19 protein-coding genes are annotated in these 16,591 nt (G+C 74.3%); 8 read left to right on the forward strand and 11 right to left on the reverse strand.

Features of this window, described 5'->3' with window-relative positions:
- Window positions 1-44: 44 nt before the first annotated feature.
- Window positions 45-764, reverse strand: coding sequence for an ANTAR domain-containing protein (locus J2S66_RS16785; protein ID WP_310314837.1), 720 nt, complete (start codon window positions 762-764; stop codon window positions 45-47).
- Between the two features lie 62 nt (window positions 765-826).
- On the opposite strand from J2S66_RS16785, the gene J2S66_RS16790 reads away from it, so the two are divergent.
- From J2S66_RS16790 to J2S66_RS16800, 3 genes are read left to right on the forward strand one after another with little or no spacing between them, the layout of a single operon-like run.
- On the forward strand, window positions 827-1,486 hold the full coding sequence (locus J2S66_RS16790; protein ID WP_310308033.1) for a response regulator transcription factor: 660 nt from the start codon (window positions 827-829) through the stop codon (window positions 1,484-1,486).
- Window positions 1,487-2,854: a HAMP domain-containing sensor histidine kinase gene (locus J2S66_RS16795; protein WP_310308034.1), complete on the forward strand. Its 1,368-nt coding sequence runs from the start codon at window positions 1,487-1,489 to the stop codon at window positions 2,852-2,854. It abuts the gene before it with no gap.
- Window positions 2,851-3,759 carry a TAXI family TRAP transporter solute-binding subunit gene (locus tag J2S66_RS16800; protein WP_310308035.1) on the forward strand — a complete coding sequence of 303 codons (909 nt, stop codon included), beginning with the start codon at window positions 2,851-2,853 and terminating at the stop codon, window positions 3,757-3,759. The genes J2S66_RS16795 and J2S66_RS16800 overlap by 4 nt, the downstream gene beginning before the upstream one ends.
- A gap of 37 nt (window positions 3,760-3,796) precedes the next feature.
- On the opposite strand, the gene J2S66_RS16805 is transcribed toward J2S66_RS16800, so the two are convergent.
- The 5 genes from J2S66_RS16805 to J2S66_RS16825 form a co-directional block, all read right to left on the reverse strand.
- Window positions 3,797-4,762 carry a VWA domain-containing protein gene (locus J2S66_RS16805; RefSeq protein WP_310308036.1) on the reverse strand — a complete coding sequence of 322 codons (966 nt, stop codon included), beginning with the start codon at window positions 4,760-4,762 and terminating at the stop codon, window positions 3,797-3,799.
- On the reverse strand, window positions 4,762-5,643 hold the full coding sequence (locus tag J2S66_RS16810; RefSeq protein ID WP_310314839.1) for a DUF58 domain-containing protein: 882 nt from the start codon (window positions 5,641-5,643) through the stop codon (window positions 4,762-4,764). The genes J2S66_RS16805 and J2S66_RS16810 overlap by 1 nt, the downstream gene beginning before the upstream one ends.
- A gap of 71 nt (window positions 5,644-5,714) precedes the next feature.
- Complete coding sequence (locus J2S66_RS16815; protein ID WP_310308038.1) at window positions 5,715-6,746, reverse strand: AAA family ATPase; 1,032 nt, start codon at window positions 6,744-6,746, stop codon at window positions 5,715-5,717.
- 72 nt (window positions 6,747-6,818) lie between these two features.
- The gene (gene mobA / locus J2S66_RS16820; protein WP_310308039.1) at window positions 6,819-7,358 is read right to left on the reverse strand and encodes a molybdenum cofactor guanylyltransferase; all 540 of its coding nucleotides are present in this window, start codon (window positions 7,356-7,358) and stop codon (window positions 6,819-6,821) included.
- Between the two features lie 17 nt (window positions 7,359-7,375).
- Window positions 7,376-8,122 carry an MHYT domain-containing protein gene (locus J2S66_RS16825; RefSeq protein WP_310308040.1) on the reverse strand — a complete coding sequence of 249 codons (747 nt, stop codon included), beginning with the start codon at window positions 8,120-8,122 and terminating at the stop codon, window positions 7,376-7,378.
- Between the two features lie 235 nt (window positions 8,123-8,357).
- Between J2S66_RS16825 and J2S66_RS16830 the strand changes: the two genes are divergently transcribed.
- The 3 genes from J2S66_RS16830 to J2S66_RS16840 all read left to right on the forward strand — a co-directional run bounded on the left by J2S66_RS16830 (window position 8,358) and on the right by J2S66_RS16840 (window position 10,699).
- Window positions 8,358-9,215, forward strand: coding sequence for an ion transporter (locus tag J2S66_RS16830; RefSeq protein ID WP_310308041.1), 858 nt, complete (start codon window positions 8,358-8,360; stop codon window positions 9,213-9,215).
- A 91-nt stretch (window positions 9,216-9,306) separates the two neighbouring features.
- Window positions 9,307-10,143: an alpha/beta fold hydrolase gene (locus tag J2S66_RS16835; protein ID WP_310308042.1), complete on the forward strand. Its 837-nt coding sequence runs from the start codon at window positions 9,307-9,309 to the stop codon at window positions 10,141-10,143.
- Entirely contained in the window at window positions 10,136-10,699 is a 564-nt protein-coding gene (locus J2S66_RS16840; protein WP_310308044.1) for a TetR/AcrR family transcriptional regulator, read from the forward strand. Before J2S66_RS16835 ends, J2S66_RS16840 begins: the two co-directional genes overlap by 8 nt.
- Window positions 10,700-10,723: 24 nt before the next feature.
- Here the strand turns inward: J2S66_RS16840 and J2S66_RS16845 are convergent, their stop codons facing one another.
- The 3 genes from J2S66_RS16845 to J2S66_RS16855 all read right to left on the reverse strand — a co-directional run bounded on the left by J2S66_RS16845 (window position 10,724) and on the right by J2S66_RS16855 (window position 13,114).
- A complete protein-coding gene (locus tag J2S66_RS16845; protein WP_310308045.1) occupies window positions 10,724-12,019 on the reverse strand; it encodes an NlpC/P60 family protein in 1,296 nt (431 codons plus the stop codon).
- 164 nt (window positions 12,020-12,183) lie between these two features.
- Entirely contained in the window at window positions 12,184-12,375 is a 192-nt protein-coding gene (locus J2S66_RS16850) for a hypothetical protein (protein WP_310308046.1), read from the reverse strand.
- A 1-nt stretch (window position 12,376) separates the two neighbouring features.
- Window positions 12,377-13,114 carry an SIR2 family NAD-dependent protein deacylase gene (locus J2S66_RS16855; RefSeq protein ID WP_310308048.1) on the reverse strand — a complete coding sequence of 246 codons (738 nt, stop codon included), beginning with the start codon at window positions 13,112-13,114 and terminating at the stop codon, window positions 12,377-12,379.
- 90 nt (window positions 13,115-13,204) lie between these two features.
- On the opposite strand from J2S66_RS16855, the gene J2S66_RS16860 reads away from it, so the two are divergent.
- Together J2S66_RS16860 and J2S66_RS16865 are read left to right on the forward strand one after the other, a co-directional pair.
- Window positions 13,205-13,606 carry a hypothetical protein gene (locus tag J2S66_RS16860; protein ID WP_310308050.1) on the forward strand — a complete coding sequence of 134 codons (402 nt, stop codon included), beginning with the start codon at window positions 13,205-13,207 and terminating at the stop codon, window positions 13,604-13,606.
- Window positions 13,603-15,090 (forward strand): proline-rich domain-containing protein, encoded by a 1,488-nt coding sequence (locus J2S66_RS16865; RefSeq protein ID WP_310308052.1) that lies wholly within the window; start codon window positions 13,603-13,605, stop codon window positions 15,088-15,090. Before J2S66_RS16860 ends, J2S66_RS16865 begins: the two co-directional genes overlap by 4 nt.
- Before the next feature lie 31 nt (window positions 15,091-15,121).
- Here J2S66_RS16865 and J2S66_RS16870 read toward each other — a convergent pair whose 3' ends face one another.
- Together J2S66_RS16870 and J2S66_RS16875 are read right to left on the reverse strand one after the other, a co-directional pair.
- Window positions 15,122-15,769: a hypothetical protein gene (locus J2S66_RS16870; RefSeq protein ID WP_310308054.1), complete on the reverse strand. Its 648-nt coding sequence runs from the start codon at window positions 15,767-15,769 to the stop codon at window positions 15,122-15,124.
- Window positions 15,766-16,509, reverse strand: a complete 744-nt coding sequence (locus tag J2S66_RS16875; RefSeq protein WP_310308055.1) for an ATP-binding cassette domain-containing protein — start codon at window positions 16,507-16,509, stop codon at window positions 15,766-15,768. The genes J2S66_RS16870 and J2S66_RS16875 overlap by 4 nt, the downstream gene beginning before the upstream one ends.
- Window positions 16,510-16,591 lie beyond the last annotated feature (82 nt).

Below are 16,591 nucleotides of genomic sequence, written 5' to 3' on the forward strand. Positions count from 1 at the left end.
GCAAACCGAAAAGCACATTCTCCTTTTGTCAGGCGCGTGACAAATCAGGGCCGGCGCACGGACGCCAGCAGGTTGCGGGCGACGTCGCGGAGCTTGGTGTTGTGCCGCTGCGACTCGGCGACGAGCCGGGCGAACGCCTCGCTGTCGTCGATGCCGTGCGCGGCCATGAGCACGCCCTTGGCCTGGTCGATCTCGGCGCGCGACTCCAGCGCCGCCTGGAGGTGCCGGATGAGCGCGCGCGACCGGTCGTAGCGGCGGAAGCCGGTGATGGTGGTGGACGCGGCGGTGGTGAACAACCGGAGCAGGGCCTCGTCGAACGGGTCGAAGGCGCTCTCCCGCGAGCTGTAGAGGTTGAGCGAGCCGATCACGTCGTCGTCGATGACGAGCGGCGCGGACAGGTAGGCGCACACGTCGGCCCGCTCCGCGGCGCGGGCGAACTCCGGCCACCTCCGCCTGCCGTCCTCGCGGGTGGCCCGCACGGGTCTGCGGGTGCGCGCGGCCTCCAGGCACGGCCCGTTGCCCGCCGCGTACTGGTCGCTGTCGATCGCGACGACCCTCTCGTCGGTCGCCGCGGCCGTGGACGCGCCCTCGGGGGTCACCACGGTCACCGAGACGTCCTCCGCGTCCGGGATGACGCGGGACACGGACTCGGCCAACTGCCGGAGCGCGTCCTCCATCGACTGGTCGTCGGCCAGCACGCCGGCCAACTCCTCCAGCGCCTCGGTCGCCTCGTCCAGTTGGCCGGCCGGGACGTGCTCCTGCATGCTCACGTCCCATTTTTTACACCCGGCGGACCATAATCGCCGCAACCGAAGGGGGTGACGTGGTGCGCGTGCTGCTCGTCGAGGACGACGACGGGGTCGCCGGGGCGCTCGTGGCGGCGTTGGTGGACAACGGGCACCGCCCCAGCAGGGTGGCGCGGGGCGCCGACGCCCTGCTCGCCCACCGGGGCTTCGACCTGCTGCTGCTCGACCTCGGCCTGCCCGACCTGGACGGCCTGGAGGTGCTGCGCAAGGTGCGCCGGATCTCACCGGTGCCCGTCCTGGTGCTGACCGCGCGCGGCGACGAGCGGTCGATCGTGCGCGGCCTGCGCCTGGGCGCGGACGACTACCTGGTCAAGCCGGTGCGCCTGGGCGAACTGCTGGCCCGGATGGACGCGGTGGCGCGGCGCAGCGCGGCGCGCACCGGCCCCGGGGACCGCGCGGTGCGGGTGGGCGACGTCGAGGTGGACCTGGAGGCCAGGCGGGTGGTGGTCGGCGGCGTCGAGGTCGCGCTGACCACGAAGGAGTTCGACGTGCTGGCCGCGCTGGCCGGGCGGGCGGGCACGGCGGTGAGCCGCCAGCAGGTCATGGACGAGGTGTGGGGTGACGCGTACCTGGCCGTGTCGCGGTCGCTGGACGTGCACGTGGCGGGCTTGCGGGCGAAGCTGGCCCGCCCCGGCCTGCTGACCACGATCCGCGGCTTCGGCTACCGGTTGGGCGAGTAGGTGCGCCGCCGCCTGCTGCTGGTGCTGCTGCTGTTCTCCGCCGCCGCCGTGGCCGGGTTCGCGGTGCCCCTGCTGGCCACCACGTCCGCCGAGCGCACGCAGCGGTTCGTGCTCAGCCGCACCGCCGACCTGGACCGGTTCGCCGTGCTCGCCCAGCACGCGGCGACGACCGGCGACGACGCGGCGCTGGAGGACGAGGTGCGGGCGTACGTCGCGCTGTACGGCGAGCCCGTGGTGGTGGTCGACGCGGGGCGCCGACCGGTCGCGCAGGCCGGCATGTCGGCCGGGGACCCGCTGTTCGCGCAGGCCCTGGACGCGGCGCTGCGCAACCAGCCCGCGCCGTCCGTGCCGACGCTGACGCCCTGGTCGTCCGGGCACGTGGTGTTCGCGCGCCCCGTCGGCACCGGCACGAGGGTGGCGGGCGCGGTCGTGCTGCGGGCGTCCGTGGACCGCGCGGCGGCGGACGTGACGACGCGGTGGCTGTGGGTGCTCGGCGGCGCGCTGGCCGCGGCGGTCGTGTCGGTCCTGCTGGTGCAGGTGGTGGCGCGGTGGCTGCTCAAGCCGATGGCGGAGTTGGCGGTCGGAGTGCGCGCGGTGGCCGCGGGCGAGCGGCGGGCGCACGTGCCGGGCAGCAGCGGGCCGCCGGAGGTGCGGGAGCTGTCGGAGTCGTTCAACCGGATGTCCGACGCGGTCACCGAGGCCGCCGACCAGCAGCGCAGGCTCGTCGCGGACGCCTCGCACCAGCTGCGCAACCCGATGGCGGCGCTGCGGCTGCGAATGGACGCGCTGGGCGGCCAGGTGCGGCCGGGCGGCGTGGACGCCTACACCGCGAGCGTCACCGAGATCGAGCGGCTGGAGTCGCTGCTGGGCGGCCTGCTCGCGCTGGCCGCGGCGGAGAGCACGGCGACGGAGGTGGCGGCGGGCGGGCGCGAGCCGGAACTGGCCGACGTGGGCGCGGTGGCGGTGGACCGGGCCGGGTTCTGGCAGGTGCCGGTGCCGTCGACGCCCCCGCTGCCGGTGCTGGTGCGCTGCCCGGAGTCCGACCTGGCGCAGGTGCTGGACGTGCTGCTGGACAACGCGGTGAAGTACGGGGGCGGGGTGCGGGTGTCGCTGGGCGCGGACCGCGCCGCCGGGACGGGGTGGGTCGAAGTGCGCGACGACGGGCCGGGGATGACGCCGGAGGAGCTGGTGCTGGCCACCGGGCGGTTCTGGCGCGGCCCGTCCGACCAGCCCGGCACGGGGTTGGGCCTGGCGATCGCCGACCAGCTGGTGCGGGCCCGGGGCGGTGTGCTGGCGCTCTCGTCGGGCGACGGCGGCGCGACCGGCCTCACCGCCCGGGTGACCCTGCCGCTGGAGCCGGCGCTGTGACGGCCGGGGTGGGCCGGCGGGCGTTCCTGCTGGGTCTGCTCGCGGCCGGTGGCGCGGCCGGGTGCACGGGGGGCGCGCCGTCCCCGGAGGTGGTGATCGCCGGCGGTGAGCGCGGCGGCATGTACTTCGACTTCGCCACGCTGCTCGTCGCCCAGCTGACCGGGGTGCGCGGCCGGGTGCTGGAGACCGAGGGCAGCCTGGCGAACCTGGACCTGCTCGCCGACGGCCGGGCGCGGGTGGCGCTGACCCTGGCCGACGCCGCCCACGTCGCCGACCCGGCCCTGGAGCTGCGCGCGCTCGGCCGCGTCTACGAGAACTACCTCCAGCTGGTGGTGCGGGAGGACGACCCGGCGCGGGTCGCCGCGGACCTCGCCGGGCGGACCGTGTCGCTGGGCGCGGCGGGCTCCGGCGCGTCGCTGACCGGCTGGCGGATGCTCGACGCCCTGGGCCTGCGCGGGTCGGTGCGGGTGGTGCACCACAGGTTGGGCGACGCGGCGGAGGCGCTGGCCGACGGGCGGATCGACGCGGTGCTGTGGTCGGGCGGCGTGCCCACGCCCCGGCTCCGGGACCTGTCCCGCATCCGGCTGCTGCCGCTCGGCGAGCTGGTGCCGGGCCTGCGGGAGGCGCACGGCTCGGTGTACGACCGGGTGCCGGTGCCGGTGGGCGTGTACGGCGCGGCGCGCGAGGTGCCCACGATCGGGGTGGCGAATCTGCTGGTGTGCCGGGCGCCGCTGGACGACGCGGTGGCTGCCGCGATCACCCGCACCCTCGTCTCGCGCGCCGCCGCCCTGGTGCCGGAGCAGACGCTGGGCACCCAGTTCCTCGACGCGCGCAGCCTCATCGGCACGGTCGGCGTGCCCCTGCACCCCGGCGCGGCGGCCGTCTACCGGGACCTGCACGGCTGACGCGGCGCGGGGGCGTGCCGGGCACGCCCCCGCGCGGTCAGGGCAGCCGCTGCCCGAAGACCAGGGCGCCCGCCACGGCCAGCAGGCCCAGCACGGTGCCCAGCGCGACCCACGGCCGGGACGCGTCGGTCTGCTTCTTCTCGTAGCCGATCTGCTCGCCGAGCGTGTCGTAGACCCGCCGCAGCTCCTCGGCGCTGGCCGCCTTGAAGAACTCGCCGCCGGAGAGCTTCGCGATCTCCTTCATGGAGTCGTCGTCCACCGGCACGTCCTGGCGCCGCCCCTCGATCTCGACGACGCCCTCCTCGGTGCCGAACGAGATGGTGGAGATGGGGATGCCCACCTTCTTGGCGTCCTCGGCCGCGTCGAACGCCTTGCGCGTGCCGACGGTCTCCTTGCCGTCGGTCATCAGCACGACGCGCGCCGGCGGCGGGCCGTCCGCGCCGCCGACGACCTTGCCGAACGAGTCGATCGCCGCGAGGGCCGCCACGATGGCGTCACCGGTGGCGGTCGACTGGGCGAGCTTGAGCCCGTCGATGCCGGCCGTGACCGCGCTCCGGTCGGTGGTCGGCGCGACCAGCACGGTGGCCGACCCGGCGAACGAGATCAGGCCCAGGTTGATGCCGGGGGTGAGGCCGTCGGCGAACGACTTGGCCGCCACCTGCGCGGCCTCCAGGCGGGACGGCTTGACGTCGGTGGCCTTCATAGACAGCGAGGTGTCGATGACCAGCATCACGGTGGCGCGGTTGCGCGGCACCTTCTGCTCGGCGGTCGGCCCGGCCAGCGCCACGGTCAGCAGGATGAACGCGACCAGCAGCAGCGCGGGCGGCACGTGCTTGTACCAGCCCTGCCGCTTCGGGGCGACCTTCTCCAGCATCGGCAGGTTGGCGAAGCGCAGCGTCCGCTTGCGCAGCACGCGCTGGAGCACGACGTACAGCGCGGCGACCGCGGCGACCGCGATCAGCAGCAGGAACCACCACGGCGCGGCGAACCCGGTCAGGCTCATCAGGCCACCCCTCCCGACCAGCGCCGCTTGCGGGCGACCACGAAGCGCACGGTGTCGGCGATCCAGTCGGAGTCGGTGCGCAGCACGAGGTGGCCCGCGCCCGCTTGGCGCAGGCCGGCGGCGACCCCGGCGCGGTGCTCGGCCGCCGCGGCGGCGAACTCGCGGCGCAGCAGCGGCGAGGCGACGACCTCGCGCTGGCGGCCCGACTCGGGGTCGGCCAGCACGACCGTGCCCACGTCGGGCAGGTCGACGTCGCGGGGGTCGACGACCTCGATGGCGACCAGGTCGTGCCGGGCGGACAGGGCCTTGAGGGGGCGCTGCCACTCGTAGCCGCCGAGGAAGTCGGAGATCACCACGACCAGGCCGCGGCGGCGGGGCGGGCGGCGCAGTTGCTCGACCACCTCGGCCAGCGAGCCGCGGGTGCCCTCGGGGGCGCGGGGGGTCTCGGCGACCTTGCGGATGAGGCCGCGCGAGTGCGCGAGGCCGCCGCGGGCGGGCACCCGGACCAGCTGTTCGCCGGTGGACACCAGCGCGCCGATCCGGTTGCCGCCGCCGCGCGTGAGGTGCGCCACGGCGGCGGTGGCGGCGACCACCAGGTCGCGCTTCTCGCACACCGCCGTGCCGAAGTCGAGGCTGGGCGAGAGGTCGATCGCGAGCCACGTCTCCAGCTCGCGGTCGGCCACGGTCTCCCGGATGTGCGGCACGGTGGTGCGGGCGGTGACCGCCCAGTCCATCCGCCGCACGTCGTCGCCGGGCTGGTAGGGCCTCGCCTCGCCGGGCTCGGAGCCCGGTCCGGGGACCAGGCCCAGGTGGTTGCCCTGGAGCAGGCCGTCGAGCCTGCGGCGGACCTCCAGTTCGAGCGTGCGCAGCGCCGCCTCCATGCGGCCGCCGTGCAGGACCGGCGGCGCCCAGCTCGGGCGGTCGCCGGCGGTGTCGTCGCCGGTGGTCTCGGTCACGGCCTGCCCGCGGGCTGCGGCGCCGACGGGCGGGCGGAGACCTGCGGCAGCGGCACGGTCTGGAGCACGCGCGTGATGATGTGGTCCAGCGGCACGCCGTCGGCCAGCGCGTCGTAGGACAGCACGAGGCGGTGGCGCAGCACGTCGGGCACGACGTCCACGACGTCCTGCGGCAGCACGTAGTCGCGGCCGCGCACCAGCGCGAGGGCGCGGGCGGCGGCGATGATGCCGAGGCTGGCGCGCGGCGAGGCGCCGTAGGCGACCCACCCGGCCACGTCGGTGAGCTGGTGCTCCTTGGGCGCGCGGGTGGCGATGACGAGCCGCACGACGTAGTCGACCAGCGCGTGGTGCACGAACACGCGGGAGGCCACGCCCTGGAGGCGGACCAGTTCGTCCGCGCCGAGGACCTGGGCGGGCACCGGCGGCTCGACACCCATCCGGTAGACGATCTCCCGCTCCTCCTCGGCCGTCGGGTACTCGACCTGGATCTTGAACAGGAACCGGTCGCGCTGGGCCTCGGGCAGCGGGTAGACGCCCTCGTTCTCGATCGGGTTCTGGGTGGCCAGCACGAGGAACGGGGTGGGCATCGGGAACGTCTTGCCGCCGATGGACACGTGCCGCTCGGCCATGACCTCCAGCATCGCGGACTGCACCTTGGCGGGCGCGCGGTTGATCTCGTCGGCGAGCACGAAGTTCGCCACGACAGGTCCCAGTTCGACGTCGAAAGTCTCGCTGCCCTGGCGGTAGATGCGGGTGCCGAGGATGTCGGCGGGCACCAGGTCGGGGGTGAACTGGACGCGCGAGAACGAGCCGCCGACGACGTTGGCGAAGGTCTCCACGGCCAGCGTCTTGGCCACGCCGGGCACGCCCTCCAGCAGCAGGTGGCCCTTGGCGAGCAGGCCGACGAGCATCCGCTCGACCAGCCGGTCCTGGCCGACGATCACCCTCTTGACCTCGAACACGGTGCGTTCGAGCAACTGGGCGTCACGAGCCGGCGTGTTGGGCGCCTCGGCGGCGGGCTCGGACAAAGGTCCTCCTCGAACAGGGTTGTGCGACTGTTCCCAGTCTCCCCTGCCGGCGGTATGGACCTTGTAAAGGGTCTACAGGTCGGCGGGCGTGTCCACGTCGCGAGCCTCGCCGGGCAGCGCGGGGACGCGGACGGGGCCCAGCGGGCCGAGCGCGGAGCGCATCGAGGCGCCGTGCGGGTCGGCGGGCAGGGCCGCGCGCAGCAGGTCCGCGCGCCACGCGCCGGTGAGCCACTGCGCCCGACCGGCGTCGTCGACGAGGACCGCGCCGGCGCCGCCGTCCACGGCGGACCTGAGCCGGTCCACTGTGGAGCGGGTGAGGCCGGGCTGGTCGACCGCGAGCACGACCACGACGTCCGAGGTGACGCGCGCCAGGCCCGCGGCGAGGCCGGCCAGCGGTCCGCCGCCCGGCGGTTCCTCGCGCGCCCAGCGCACGCCCGAGAGGTCCAGGCCGGGGACGTCCCGGGGCGGTCCGACGACCACGGTCTCCGCGGCGCCCGCCACGGCGTCGAGCACGTGGCCGAGCAGCGGGCGGCCGTCGACCACGACCGACGCCTTGTCGACGCCGCCGAGCCTGCTGCCGCGTCCGCCCGCGAGCACCACCGCCGACCACACGGGACCCACGGTACCGGTCAGGCGGGCTCGCCCACGGCTTCCTCGGAGGAGGTGAACAGCAGCCACAGCAGCGCGGCCACGATCAGGCCGCTGATCACGAACACCGGGAACACCAGGTCGAACACGGTGGTGCCCTGCGGCGCGGGCAGGGTCGGGTCGCTGGTGACGCTCACGGCGGCCATGCCGGTGTAGTGCATGCCGGTGACCGCGACGCCCATGATCAGGCCGGCCGCGGCGGTGGCCTGCGTGGTCTTGACGACGAGGGTGAACCAGAACGCGGCGGTCGCCGCGACGACGGCGATCGCGCAGGAGGCGGCGACCAGCGCCGGGTCGTAGCCGATCTCGCCCTTGAAGCGGATGGCCGACATGCCGAGGTAGTGCATGCCCGCCACGCCGAGGCCGGCCAGGGCGCCCGCGAGGAGCAGTCGCATCCGGGTGAAGCGGACCAGCGTGACCAGCGACAGCCCGAGGCCGACCACGGCGACGGCCACGACGGCGGACAGCGCGGTCAGCGGCGCGGAGTACTTGACGGTGGCACCGGGCACGTCGAAGCCGAGCATGGCGATGAAGTGCATGAGCCAGATGCCGATGCCGCCGATGGCGAGGGCGCCGAACACCGTCCAGCGGACCTTGGCCGACCGCTGCGTCTCGGTGCGGGCGCGGGCCATGCAGGCCAGGCCGATCAGGGAGCCGATGACGGCGACGACGTAGGCGATGACGAGCGTGGAGACGTCACCGGAGGAGTGCATGAGTTCGTGGTTCACGGGAGCGGCACCGATCCAAGGTCGAGGTACCCCTTACTAACCCGCTGTCACCGCATTCTCCATAACCTGCCGATCGAGTTCACCGAGTTGAGACTCTTTCACCTCTGTTTTCTACTCCTAGTATGCATTCTCGTGGCATTTGGCCTAACGGGACCCCGTGCAGGTGACCCACTTACTCCGTTACGGTGTGTGTTCGGTCGTGCGCGCCGTCGCGCGGCGTTCGACACCTGACCGGGTGAGCCGGCTCAAGCGGGACCAGCGGTACGCCGATGTGGCCGACATCCCCTGGTGCGCGAAGGAGTCCGGCATGGTGCTGCGCGACCGCGTCCGCGACGTCGTGGAGGGCAAGCGCTTCCAGCGCTTCGTCATCGGCGTCATCGTGGTGAACGCGATCACCCTCGGCTGCGAGACGTCGTCCGCCGCGGTCGCGGCGTTCGGCGGGCTGCTGTCCGCTGTGGACAACGTCGCACTGGCGATCTTCGTCGTCGAGTTGGCGGCCCGGCTCTACGCGCACCGCCTGACGTTCTTCCGCGACCCGTGGAACTGCTTCGACCTGGTCGTCGTCGGCGTCTCGCTGCTGCCCGCCGCGGGTCCGCTGTCCGTGGTGCGGTCGCTGCGCATCCTGCGCGCCCTGCGGCTGGTCTCGATGGTGCCCAGCATGCGGCGCGTGGTGAGCGCGCTGGTGAGGTCGATCCCCGGCCTGCTGTCGCTGACGGGCCTGCTGCTGCTCATGCTGTACGTGGGCAGCGTGGTCGCCATCAACCTGTTCCGCTCCAGCGGTGACGCGCGCTTCGCGGACCTGGGCTCGACCGTGCTCACCCTGTTCCAGATCACCACGGGCGACGGCTGGTCGGACATGATGCGCGACCTGATGGTCACCCAACCGCTGGCGTGGTTGTTCTTCGTGGTCTACCTGCTGGTCGGCACGTTCACCATGCTGAACCTGTTCATCGCCGTGGTGTGCAGCGCGATGGAGCCCGACCCCTCCGCGCCCGACTCCTCCGCACCCGACCGCGACGCCGCGCTGGCCGACGAGATCAGGGCGCTGCGCGAGGAGGTCCGCGCCCTGCGCCTGGAACCCGCCGACCGCTGATCCCGGCCCGGCCCGCCGCGAGTCGGTTGACACAGCCGGCTAATGCCATTAGCTTTCAGGCTATTATCATTAGCTGACCGGAGGGGTCGACATGACCGAGTTCCTGGAACTCGACGGAGGACGGCTCGCCTACGACGTGGTCGGCGAGGGGCCGCTGGTCGTACTGGCCCACGGCATGGGCGACAACCGCGCCGCCTACCGCGAGGTCGCCGCCCGGCTGGCGGACAACGGGTACCGCGCGGCCTCGGTGGACCAGCGCGGCCACGGCGAGTCCAGCACCGGGTGGGCCTCCTACACCCGCACCGACTCGGCGACCGACCTGCTCGCCGTCGTCCGGCACCTGGGCGGCCCGGCGGTGCTCGTCGGCCACTCGTTCACCGGCGGCTCGGTCGCCATCGCGGCGGCGGTGGACCCCGGGGCGGTCAGCGCCGTCGTGCAGATCAGCCCGTTCACCCGTGCGCAGGAGGTGGACTTCCGCGGCCTGCTGACCAACGCCCGCTACCGCAAGGGCATGGCGCTGCTCATGGGCGCCGGGCTGTTCCGCAGCGCCGGGCTGTGGAAGCGCTACCTCGACCACGCCTGCCCCGGCGCCCGGCCCGCCGGCTTCGCCGAGCACGTCGCCGCGCTGGACGCCGACCTGCGCAGGCCCGGTCGGATGGCGGTGCTGGGCCGCATGGGCATGTCCCCGCCCACCGACGCGGGCGCCCGGCTGGGCGACATCCGCTGCCCCGCGCTGGTCGTCGAGGGCTCGCTCGACCCCGACTGGACCGACCCCCGGGCCGAGGGCGAGGGCGTCGTGGCGGCCATGCCGCCGGGACTGGGCCGGGTGGAGGTGGTCGAGGGGGCGGGCCACTACCCGCACGTGCAGTTCCCGGCCGAGGTGACCGCGTTGGTCCTGGCCTTCCTCACGGCGGGCACCCGTGGCTAGGGCGGCGCTGTCCGCGGACGCCCTGGTCGACGTCGCGCTGCGCCTGGTCGACGAGGGGGGACCCGCCGCGGCGACCCTGGCGGCGGTGGCGTCCCACGCGGGCGTGGCGACCCCGTCGCTCTACAAGCACGTCCGCAACCTGGCCGAGCTGCGCGCGCTCATGTCGGTGCGGATCATGGACGAACTGGCCGAGCGGATCGGCGGAGCGGTGCTCGGCCGGTCCGCCGACGAGGCGATCCGCGCGCTCATGCTGGCCTGGCGCGAGTACGCCGTGGCGCACCCGCACCGCTACTCGGCACTCGTCCAGGCCCCCGAACCGGGCGTGGCGCGGGCCGGCGAACGACTGGTCGCCATCATGCTGGCCGCCCTGCGCGCGTACGGCATGGACGACTCCGCGACCGTCCACGCGGTCCGCTGCCTGCGGGCCGCGGTGCACGGTTTCGCCCTGCTGGAGGCGGCGAACGCGTTCCAGCTGCCCGAGGACCTGGACGAGAGCTACGAACTGCTGGTGCACATGGTGGTCAGCGGACTGCGGACGCCCCTCTCCCGCACCTGATCCCGCCGGGGGGCGGCGCCGGGGTCAGAGCAGGCGCGTGGCGAACGGCATGATGCCGCCGTAGCGGACCGGGGCGACGCGGACGACCGCCCCGGAGTGCGGGGCCTCGACCATCATGCCGCCGCCGAGGTAGAGCGCCACGTGCGTGCCGCCGCCCGGTCCCCAGAACAGCATGTCGCCGCGCCGCGCCTGGGACAGCGGCACCTTGCGGCCCGCGTTGTACTGGTACCCGCTGTAGTGCGGCAGGTAGACGCCGACGCCCGCGAACGCGTACATCATCAGGCCGGAGCAGTCGAAGCCGACGCTGTGGTAGTCGCCGTGCGAGTCGCCGACGCCCCAGTCGCGGATGCCGACCGTGGGGCCGTCGTAGTTGCCGCCGCCCCACGAGTAGCGCACGCCCAGGTGCCGCATCGCCCGCGCCACGACGGTCTCCACGCCGCCGCCGACGGGCGCGGTCACGACGGGTTGCGGCCGGGCCGCCGGGGCCTGTGGCGGCGGCGCGGCGGCCAGCGCCGCCTGGCGGGCGGCCTCCTCGTCCTCGCGGCGCTTGTCGTCGAGCCACCGGTCGTACCGGTCGCGCTGCCCCTCCAGGCCCTCCACGGCACCGAGCGCCCGGTCCAGCTCGCCCTGGACGCGCGCGCGGTCGTCCTGGATGGCCTGCGCGGCGGCTGCCTGGCCCTGCTGCGCCCGCACTGCGGCGGCACGGGCGTCGTCGGCGTCGCGCTCGGCCCGGGCGGCGTCGGCCTGCTTCCGGTCGGCCAGGTCGAGCGCGGCGCGGGCGGCGGAGTCCTTGTTGCCCTTCTCGGCGCGGGCGCGCTCGACGTCGTCCAGCGCGTCGAGGCCCGACGCGCCGACGGCCTCCAGCAGCTGGGCGCGGGCGAGCAGGTCCTCGGGGCTCGTCGCGCCGAAGTACGCCGAGACGGAGCCGACGGTGCTGCCCTGGAAGTAGCTGGCGGCGGCGAACTCGTCGAGCGCGGCGCGGGCGTCCTCGACGGCCCGGGCGGCGGCGTCGGCCTCGACGCGCGCCGCGTCCGCCTCCCGGCGGGCCTCGTCCGCCTCGGTGCGCGCGGTTTCCAGGTCGACGCGCGCCTTGTTCGCCAGCTCCATGGCGTGCGCGACGTCGTCGTCCAGCTGCCGGAGCCTGGCCTCCGCGTCGGCGAGCCGACCCGTCAGCTCGCCGACGCGGGCCGCCTTGGCGTCGGCGTCGCGGCGGCTCGCGCTGATCTCGGCGTCACTGGGGTTGGGTGGGGGCGGCGGCACGGCCACCGCCGCCCCCACCAGGCCGACGACGGAGGCCAGCGCGAGCACAACAGGGACCACCCACCGAGTCACGACACCCGCCTCCCGCCGTACGGCCCATCGCGTTGCGCCGAACGGGGCAACGCGATCACGTGACGGAACGATGCCACCACCCGGGCGGTGCCACCACTCGGCCCGAACGCACCATCAGCCACACGGGTCACACGGGGTTTGACGGGCCGGGCTCAGTCGACGCCGCGCCCCGGTCCGCCCCGTGGGGCGCGCGCAGCACGGTCGGCGATCGGCCCGATCTCGGCGACCTCCGGGTCGAGGTCGTCATCACCCGGTCGGGTGCGGTTGAAGGTGGGCAGCGGTTCGAGCAGCCGGGCCGGGTCGTGCTCGACCACGGCGCCGCGGGCGGGAGCGACCGGCGGCACCTCACCAGGTGCTCGGGTCGCCCCACGTGCGCACCGGCCCGCTCGCGGTGACCGGCACGGCCACCAGCTCCGGCAGCGCCTCCTCCGCCGGGGCGCGCACCACGGCCGCCGCCACCCCGTCGTACGGCGTGGGCTCGGGGTTCACCACCACCACGGCCGCCCCCGCCCGCACCGCCAGCCCGACGAGGTCCGAGGCGGGCGACACGGTCAGCGACGTCCCGACCGCGAGCAGCGCGTCGCAGTCCAGCACGGCGGTGCGGGCCTCGCGCAGCACCGGCTCGGGCACGGGTTCGCCGAAGGCCACCACCGCAGGGCGCCGCACGCCCCCGCAGGCCGCGCACACCGGGTACGGGGCTCCGGCGCGCACCTGCGCCAGCGCGTCGGCCACCGGCGCGGCGGCGCCGCACGACGCGCACACCACGCGCGCCATCGACCCGTGCAGCTCCACGACCGCGGCCGAGCCGGCCCGCTGGTGCAGCCCGTCGACGTTCTGCGTCAGCAGCGACCGCACCCGCCCGGCGCGCTCCAGCTCCGCCAGGGCGGTGTGCGCGGCGTTGGGTTCCGCGCTCCACATCGGATCGTCCAGCCAGGACCGCCACGCCGAGCGCCGCGCCGCCGCCGAGGCGAGGTACGGCGAGGCTGCGAACGCGAACCGCGCCACGCCCGACGGGAACGACACCCCCGCGCCGGTGAGCACGGTGATCCGCCGTGCGACGGCCATCACGTCCCGTGCGCCCATGCCACCACCGTGCCACACGCCTGCGAGCATGTCGCGGTGCGCAGGACGTGGACGGGTGTCGGGCTCGGATCTGTCGGTTTGGTCACAGCCGTGGTGGGGACGTTCCTGCCCTGGCTGCGCTCCGGGACGGTCCGCAGGACCAGTTACGAGGTGCTCGCGCTCCGTGGTTTCGCCGGGTTGGACGGCGTGCCGGGCGAGTTGGTGCGGGGCCTGTGGGTGGGACTGATCCCCCTCGCGGTGTGCGCGATGGCCCTCTGGGTGATGCGCTTTCCCCGAATCGGCGCCTGCCTCGCGCTGATTTTTGGCACGATCACGGGAACGGTGGCGGCTCTTGCCGCCGTCCAAGGGGGCGACGGGGCGGCACTGATCGGCATCAGCACGACCGGACCGGTGGTGACCCTAGGTGGTGCCGTGCTGGGGGTCGCAGGGGCGATCACCGTGCTCACCGCGAAAACCCGCACAGCGAACAGCAGTCCAGGAGGATCTCCGTGACCCACCCAGGTGGCGGCGGCGAGTGGCCGCCGCAGAACAACCCCTACGGCCAGCCCCAGCAGCCCGGGTACCAGCAGGGTGGCTACCCGCAGCAGCAGCCCGGCTACCAGCAGGCGGGTCCCCAGTTCCAGCAGGGCGGCTACCAGCAGACCGGCCCGCAGGGCTTCCCGCAGCAGGGCTTCCCGCAGCAGGGTTTCCCCCAGCAGGGCTTCCCGCAGCAGGGTTTCGGCCAGCCGCCCGTCGGCTACGGCGGCGAACCGCCGAAGAAGAAGCGCACCGGCCTGGTCGTGACCGCGGTCGTCGCCGTCCTCGTGCTCGCCGCGGGCACGGTCGGCACGGTGTGGGCGCTGCGCAGCTCCGACGACGTCGCGGCGGGCTCGGAGAATCCCTCCACCGCGGCGAACAACCTGCTCAGCGCGCTGGGCAGCGGTGACGTGCTGGGCATCATGAACGGCCTGGCGCCCGCCGAGGCGGCGCTGAGCAAGGACTACACCGAGGCCACCGTCAGCGAGGCCAAGCGGCTGGAGATCCTGAAGAAGGACGCCGACCCGAACAAGCTCAGCGGCGTCGAGATCAAGAGCGAGGGCATCAAGTTCGACGAGGCCGCCGCGGAGAAGGTCAACGACCACCTGACGATCAACAAGGTGGTCGAGGGCAGGATCACGATCACCTCGGACGTCAAGCAGATCCCGTTGACCGACAAGCTGGTCGACGCGCTGGGCGCGGAGCTGGACCGGGCCGCGCCGCAGACCGAGACGCTGGACTTCGCCAAGGTGAAGGACGAGCGCAAGGGCAAGCCGATCGGCATCGCGACCATCAAGGTCGGTGACGAGTGGTACCCGAGCCTCTTCTACACCATCGCGCACGCCGCGCTGGAGGAAGAGGGCCTGAAGTGGCCGGCCCAGGGCATCGCGCCCGCCGGCGCGGGTTCGGCCGGCGACGCCGCGAAGCAGTTCGTGGAGAAGGCGCTCGACTCCGACGTCGAGGGTGTCATCGCCCTGCTGCCGCCCGACGAGATGGGCGTGCTCCAGGACCTCGGCCCGGTCATCCTCGACCAGGTCGGCAAGACGGCCGCGAGCGGCGCGAAGCTCGTCGAGCTGGAGACGGACACCAGGGACGTCACCGGCGGCGTGCAGGTGACCGTCCGCAGGCTCGTGCTGGAGGTCAAGGGCGAGCGGGGCGAGATCACCCGTGACGGCGACTGCTACACGGCCAAGGCCGAGGGCCAGACGCAGCGGCTGTGCGCGGACGAGATCACGCAGCTGGTGGAGCAGCAGGCCGGCCGCAACGTCCCGGCGGCGGCGATCGACGTCATCGGGCGGGTCGGCGCGCAGGTGCTCAAGGACGGCGTCGGCGTCGTCGCCACCGAGGTGGACGGCAAGTGGTACGTCAGCCCGTTCCGCACCTACAGCGAGATCTTCCTGACGCTGATGCGCGGTCTGGAGCCCAAGGACCTGGACGAGCTGCTGAAGGCGATCAAGTAGGACCGCACCACCTCCCGGCCCCCGTCGCGGATCACCCGCGGCGGGGGCCGAGTGCCGTCCCGAGCCGGGTGGCGGCCACCACGAACAGCACGGCGAGCACGCCGGAGAGCGCGAGCGCGCCGGTGACACCGTCCTGGTGGGACAGCGACCACAGCACGTTGCCCACGGGCGGGGTGCGGCCGAACAGGAGCACGAGCACGACGAGGGCGGCGGACGCGAGCACCGACCAGCCGGCCCGGGTGATCACCGGCCGCCCGCACAGCACGCCCACGCCGACCCCGACCAGCGCGCACACCGCGAGCGCGGCGAAGCCCTCCAGCACGGTCGCCGGCGGGTGGGGGTGCGGCTGCGTCAGCACGGGCACCAGCGCGGCCACCGCGGCGAGCGCCACGGCGGCGAGGGACGCCAGCACCGCCACGGCGGCCTGCACGCGGCCCCAGCCGCCGGCCGCGACGACGGTGATCGAGCGCCGCACCGGGTCCTCGGCGGTCGAGATGATCACGGTGAGCCACGCCGACACCGGGTAGACCAGCACGCACGTCCCGGCGTACGCGGGCAGCGGCGGGCCGGCGTCGGAGGCGTAGAGCATCCCGAGCACGGCCGCGAACAGCAGCAGCGGGGGCAGCCAGCGCTGGGTCCGCAGCACGTCGGCGAGCAGGTACCGCACCAGCGCGGTCACGACCGCACGCTCCGCACCGAGCAGCCCAGCCGCAGCGCCTCGGCGAGCACGCCGTCGCTGCAGCCGGACCGCACCTCGACGCGCGCGCCGCCACCGACCGCCCGCGCCTCCGAAACCCCTTCCAGACCGCTGATCAGCGGGAGCGACTCCCCGACCCGGTCGAGTTCGATCACCACGCCGCCCGCGCGCACCGAGCCGAGCGCCACCTCGCGCATGCCGGGCACGTCGTGCCCGTGGTGGTCGGTGAGCACGACGGCCGCCCCGGAGGCCGCCACCAGCTCCACCAGCACCGCGCCGGCCGCCGCGTCGAGGCCGGACCACGGCTCGTCGAGGACCAGCAGGTCGGTGGCGTGCAGGGCCTGGACCAGCGCGACCTTCTGCGCGTTGCCCTTGGACAGGGTGGCCAGCGGCGCGTCCGGGTCGCCGACGAAACCGAGGTCGTCGAGCAGTTCCCGGCGCACGGGCACGCCGCGCACGGCGGCCAGGTGGCGCAGGTAGTCGTGCGCGGACAGCCGCACCCCGGTCGGGAAGCGCTCGGGCACGTACCCGACCGACGGGCCGCGCTCGACGCGTCCGGACGACGGGGCGGTGACCCCGGCCGCGACGCGCAGCGCGGTGGACTTGCCCGACCCGTTGCCGCCGCGCAGCGCCACCACCTCCCCGGGGTCGACGTCGAGCGTGAAGTCGCGCAGCACCCACGGCCCGCGGCCGTAGCGCTTGCCGATTCGATCAAGGCGCACCACGGGTGTGATGATGCCCGGACCGGGGTGGGGCCGGGTTGAAGCCGCATACAGGACAAGCGTACTGTTTGGGGCAGGAGAG

The sequence above is a fragment of the Saccharothrix longispora genome, from assembly GCF_031455225.1.
Lineage (GTDB): Bacteria > Actinomycetota > Actinomycetes > Mycobacteriales > Pseudonocardiaceae > Actinosynnema > Actinosynnema longispora.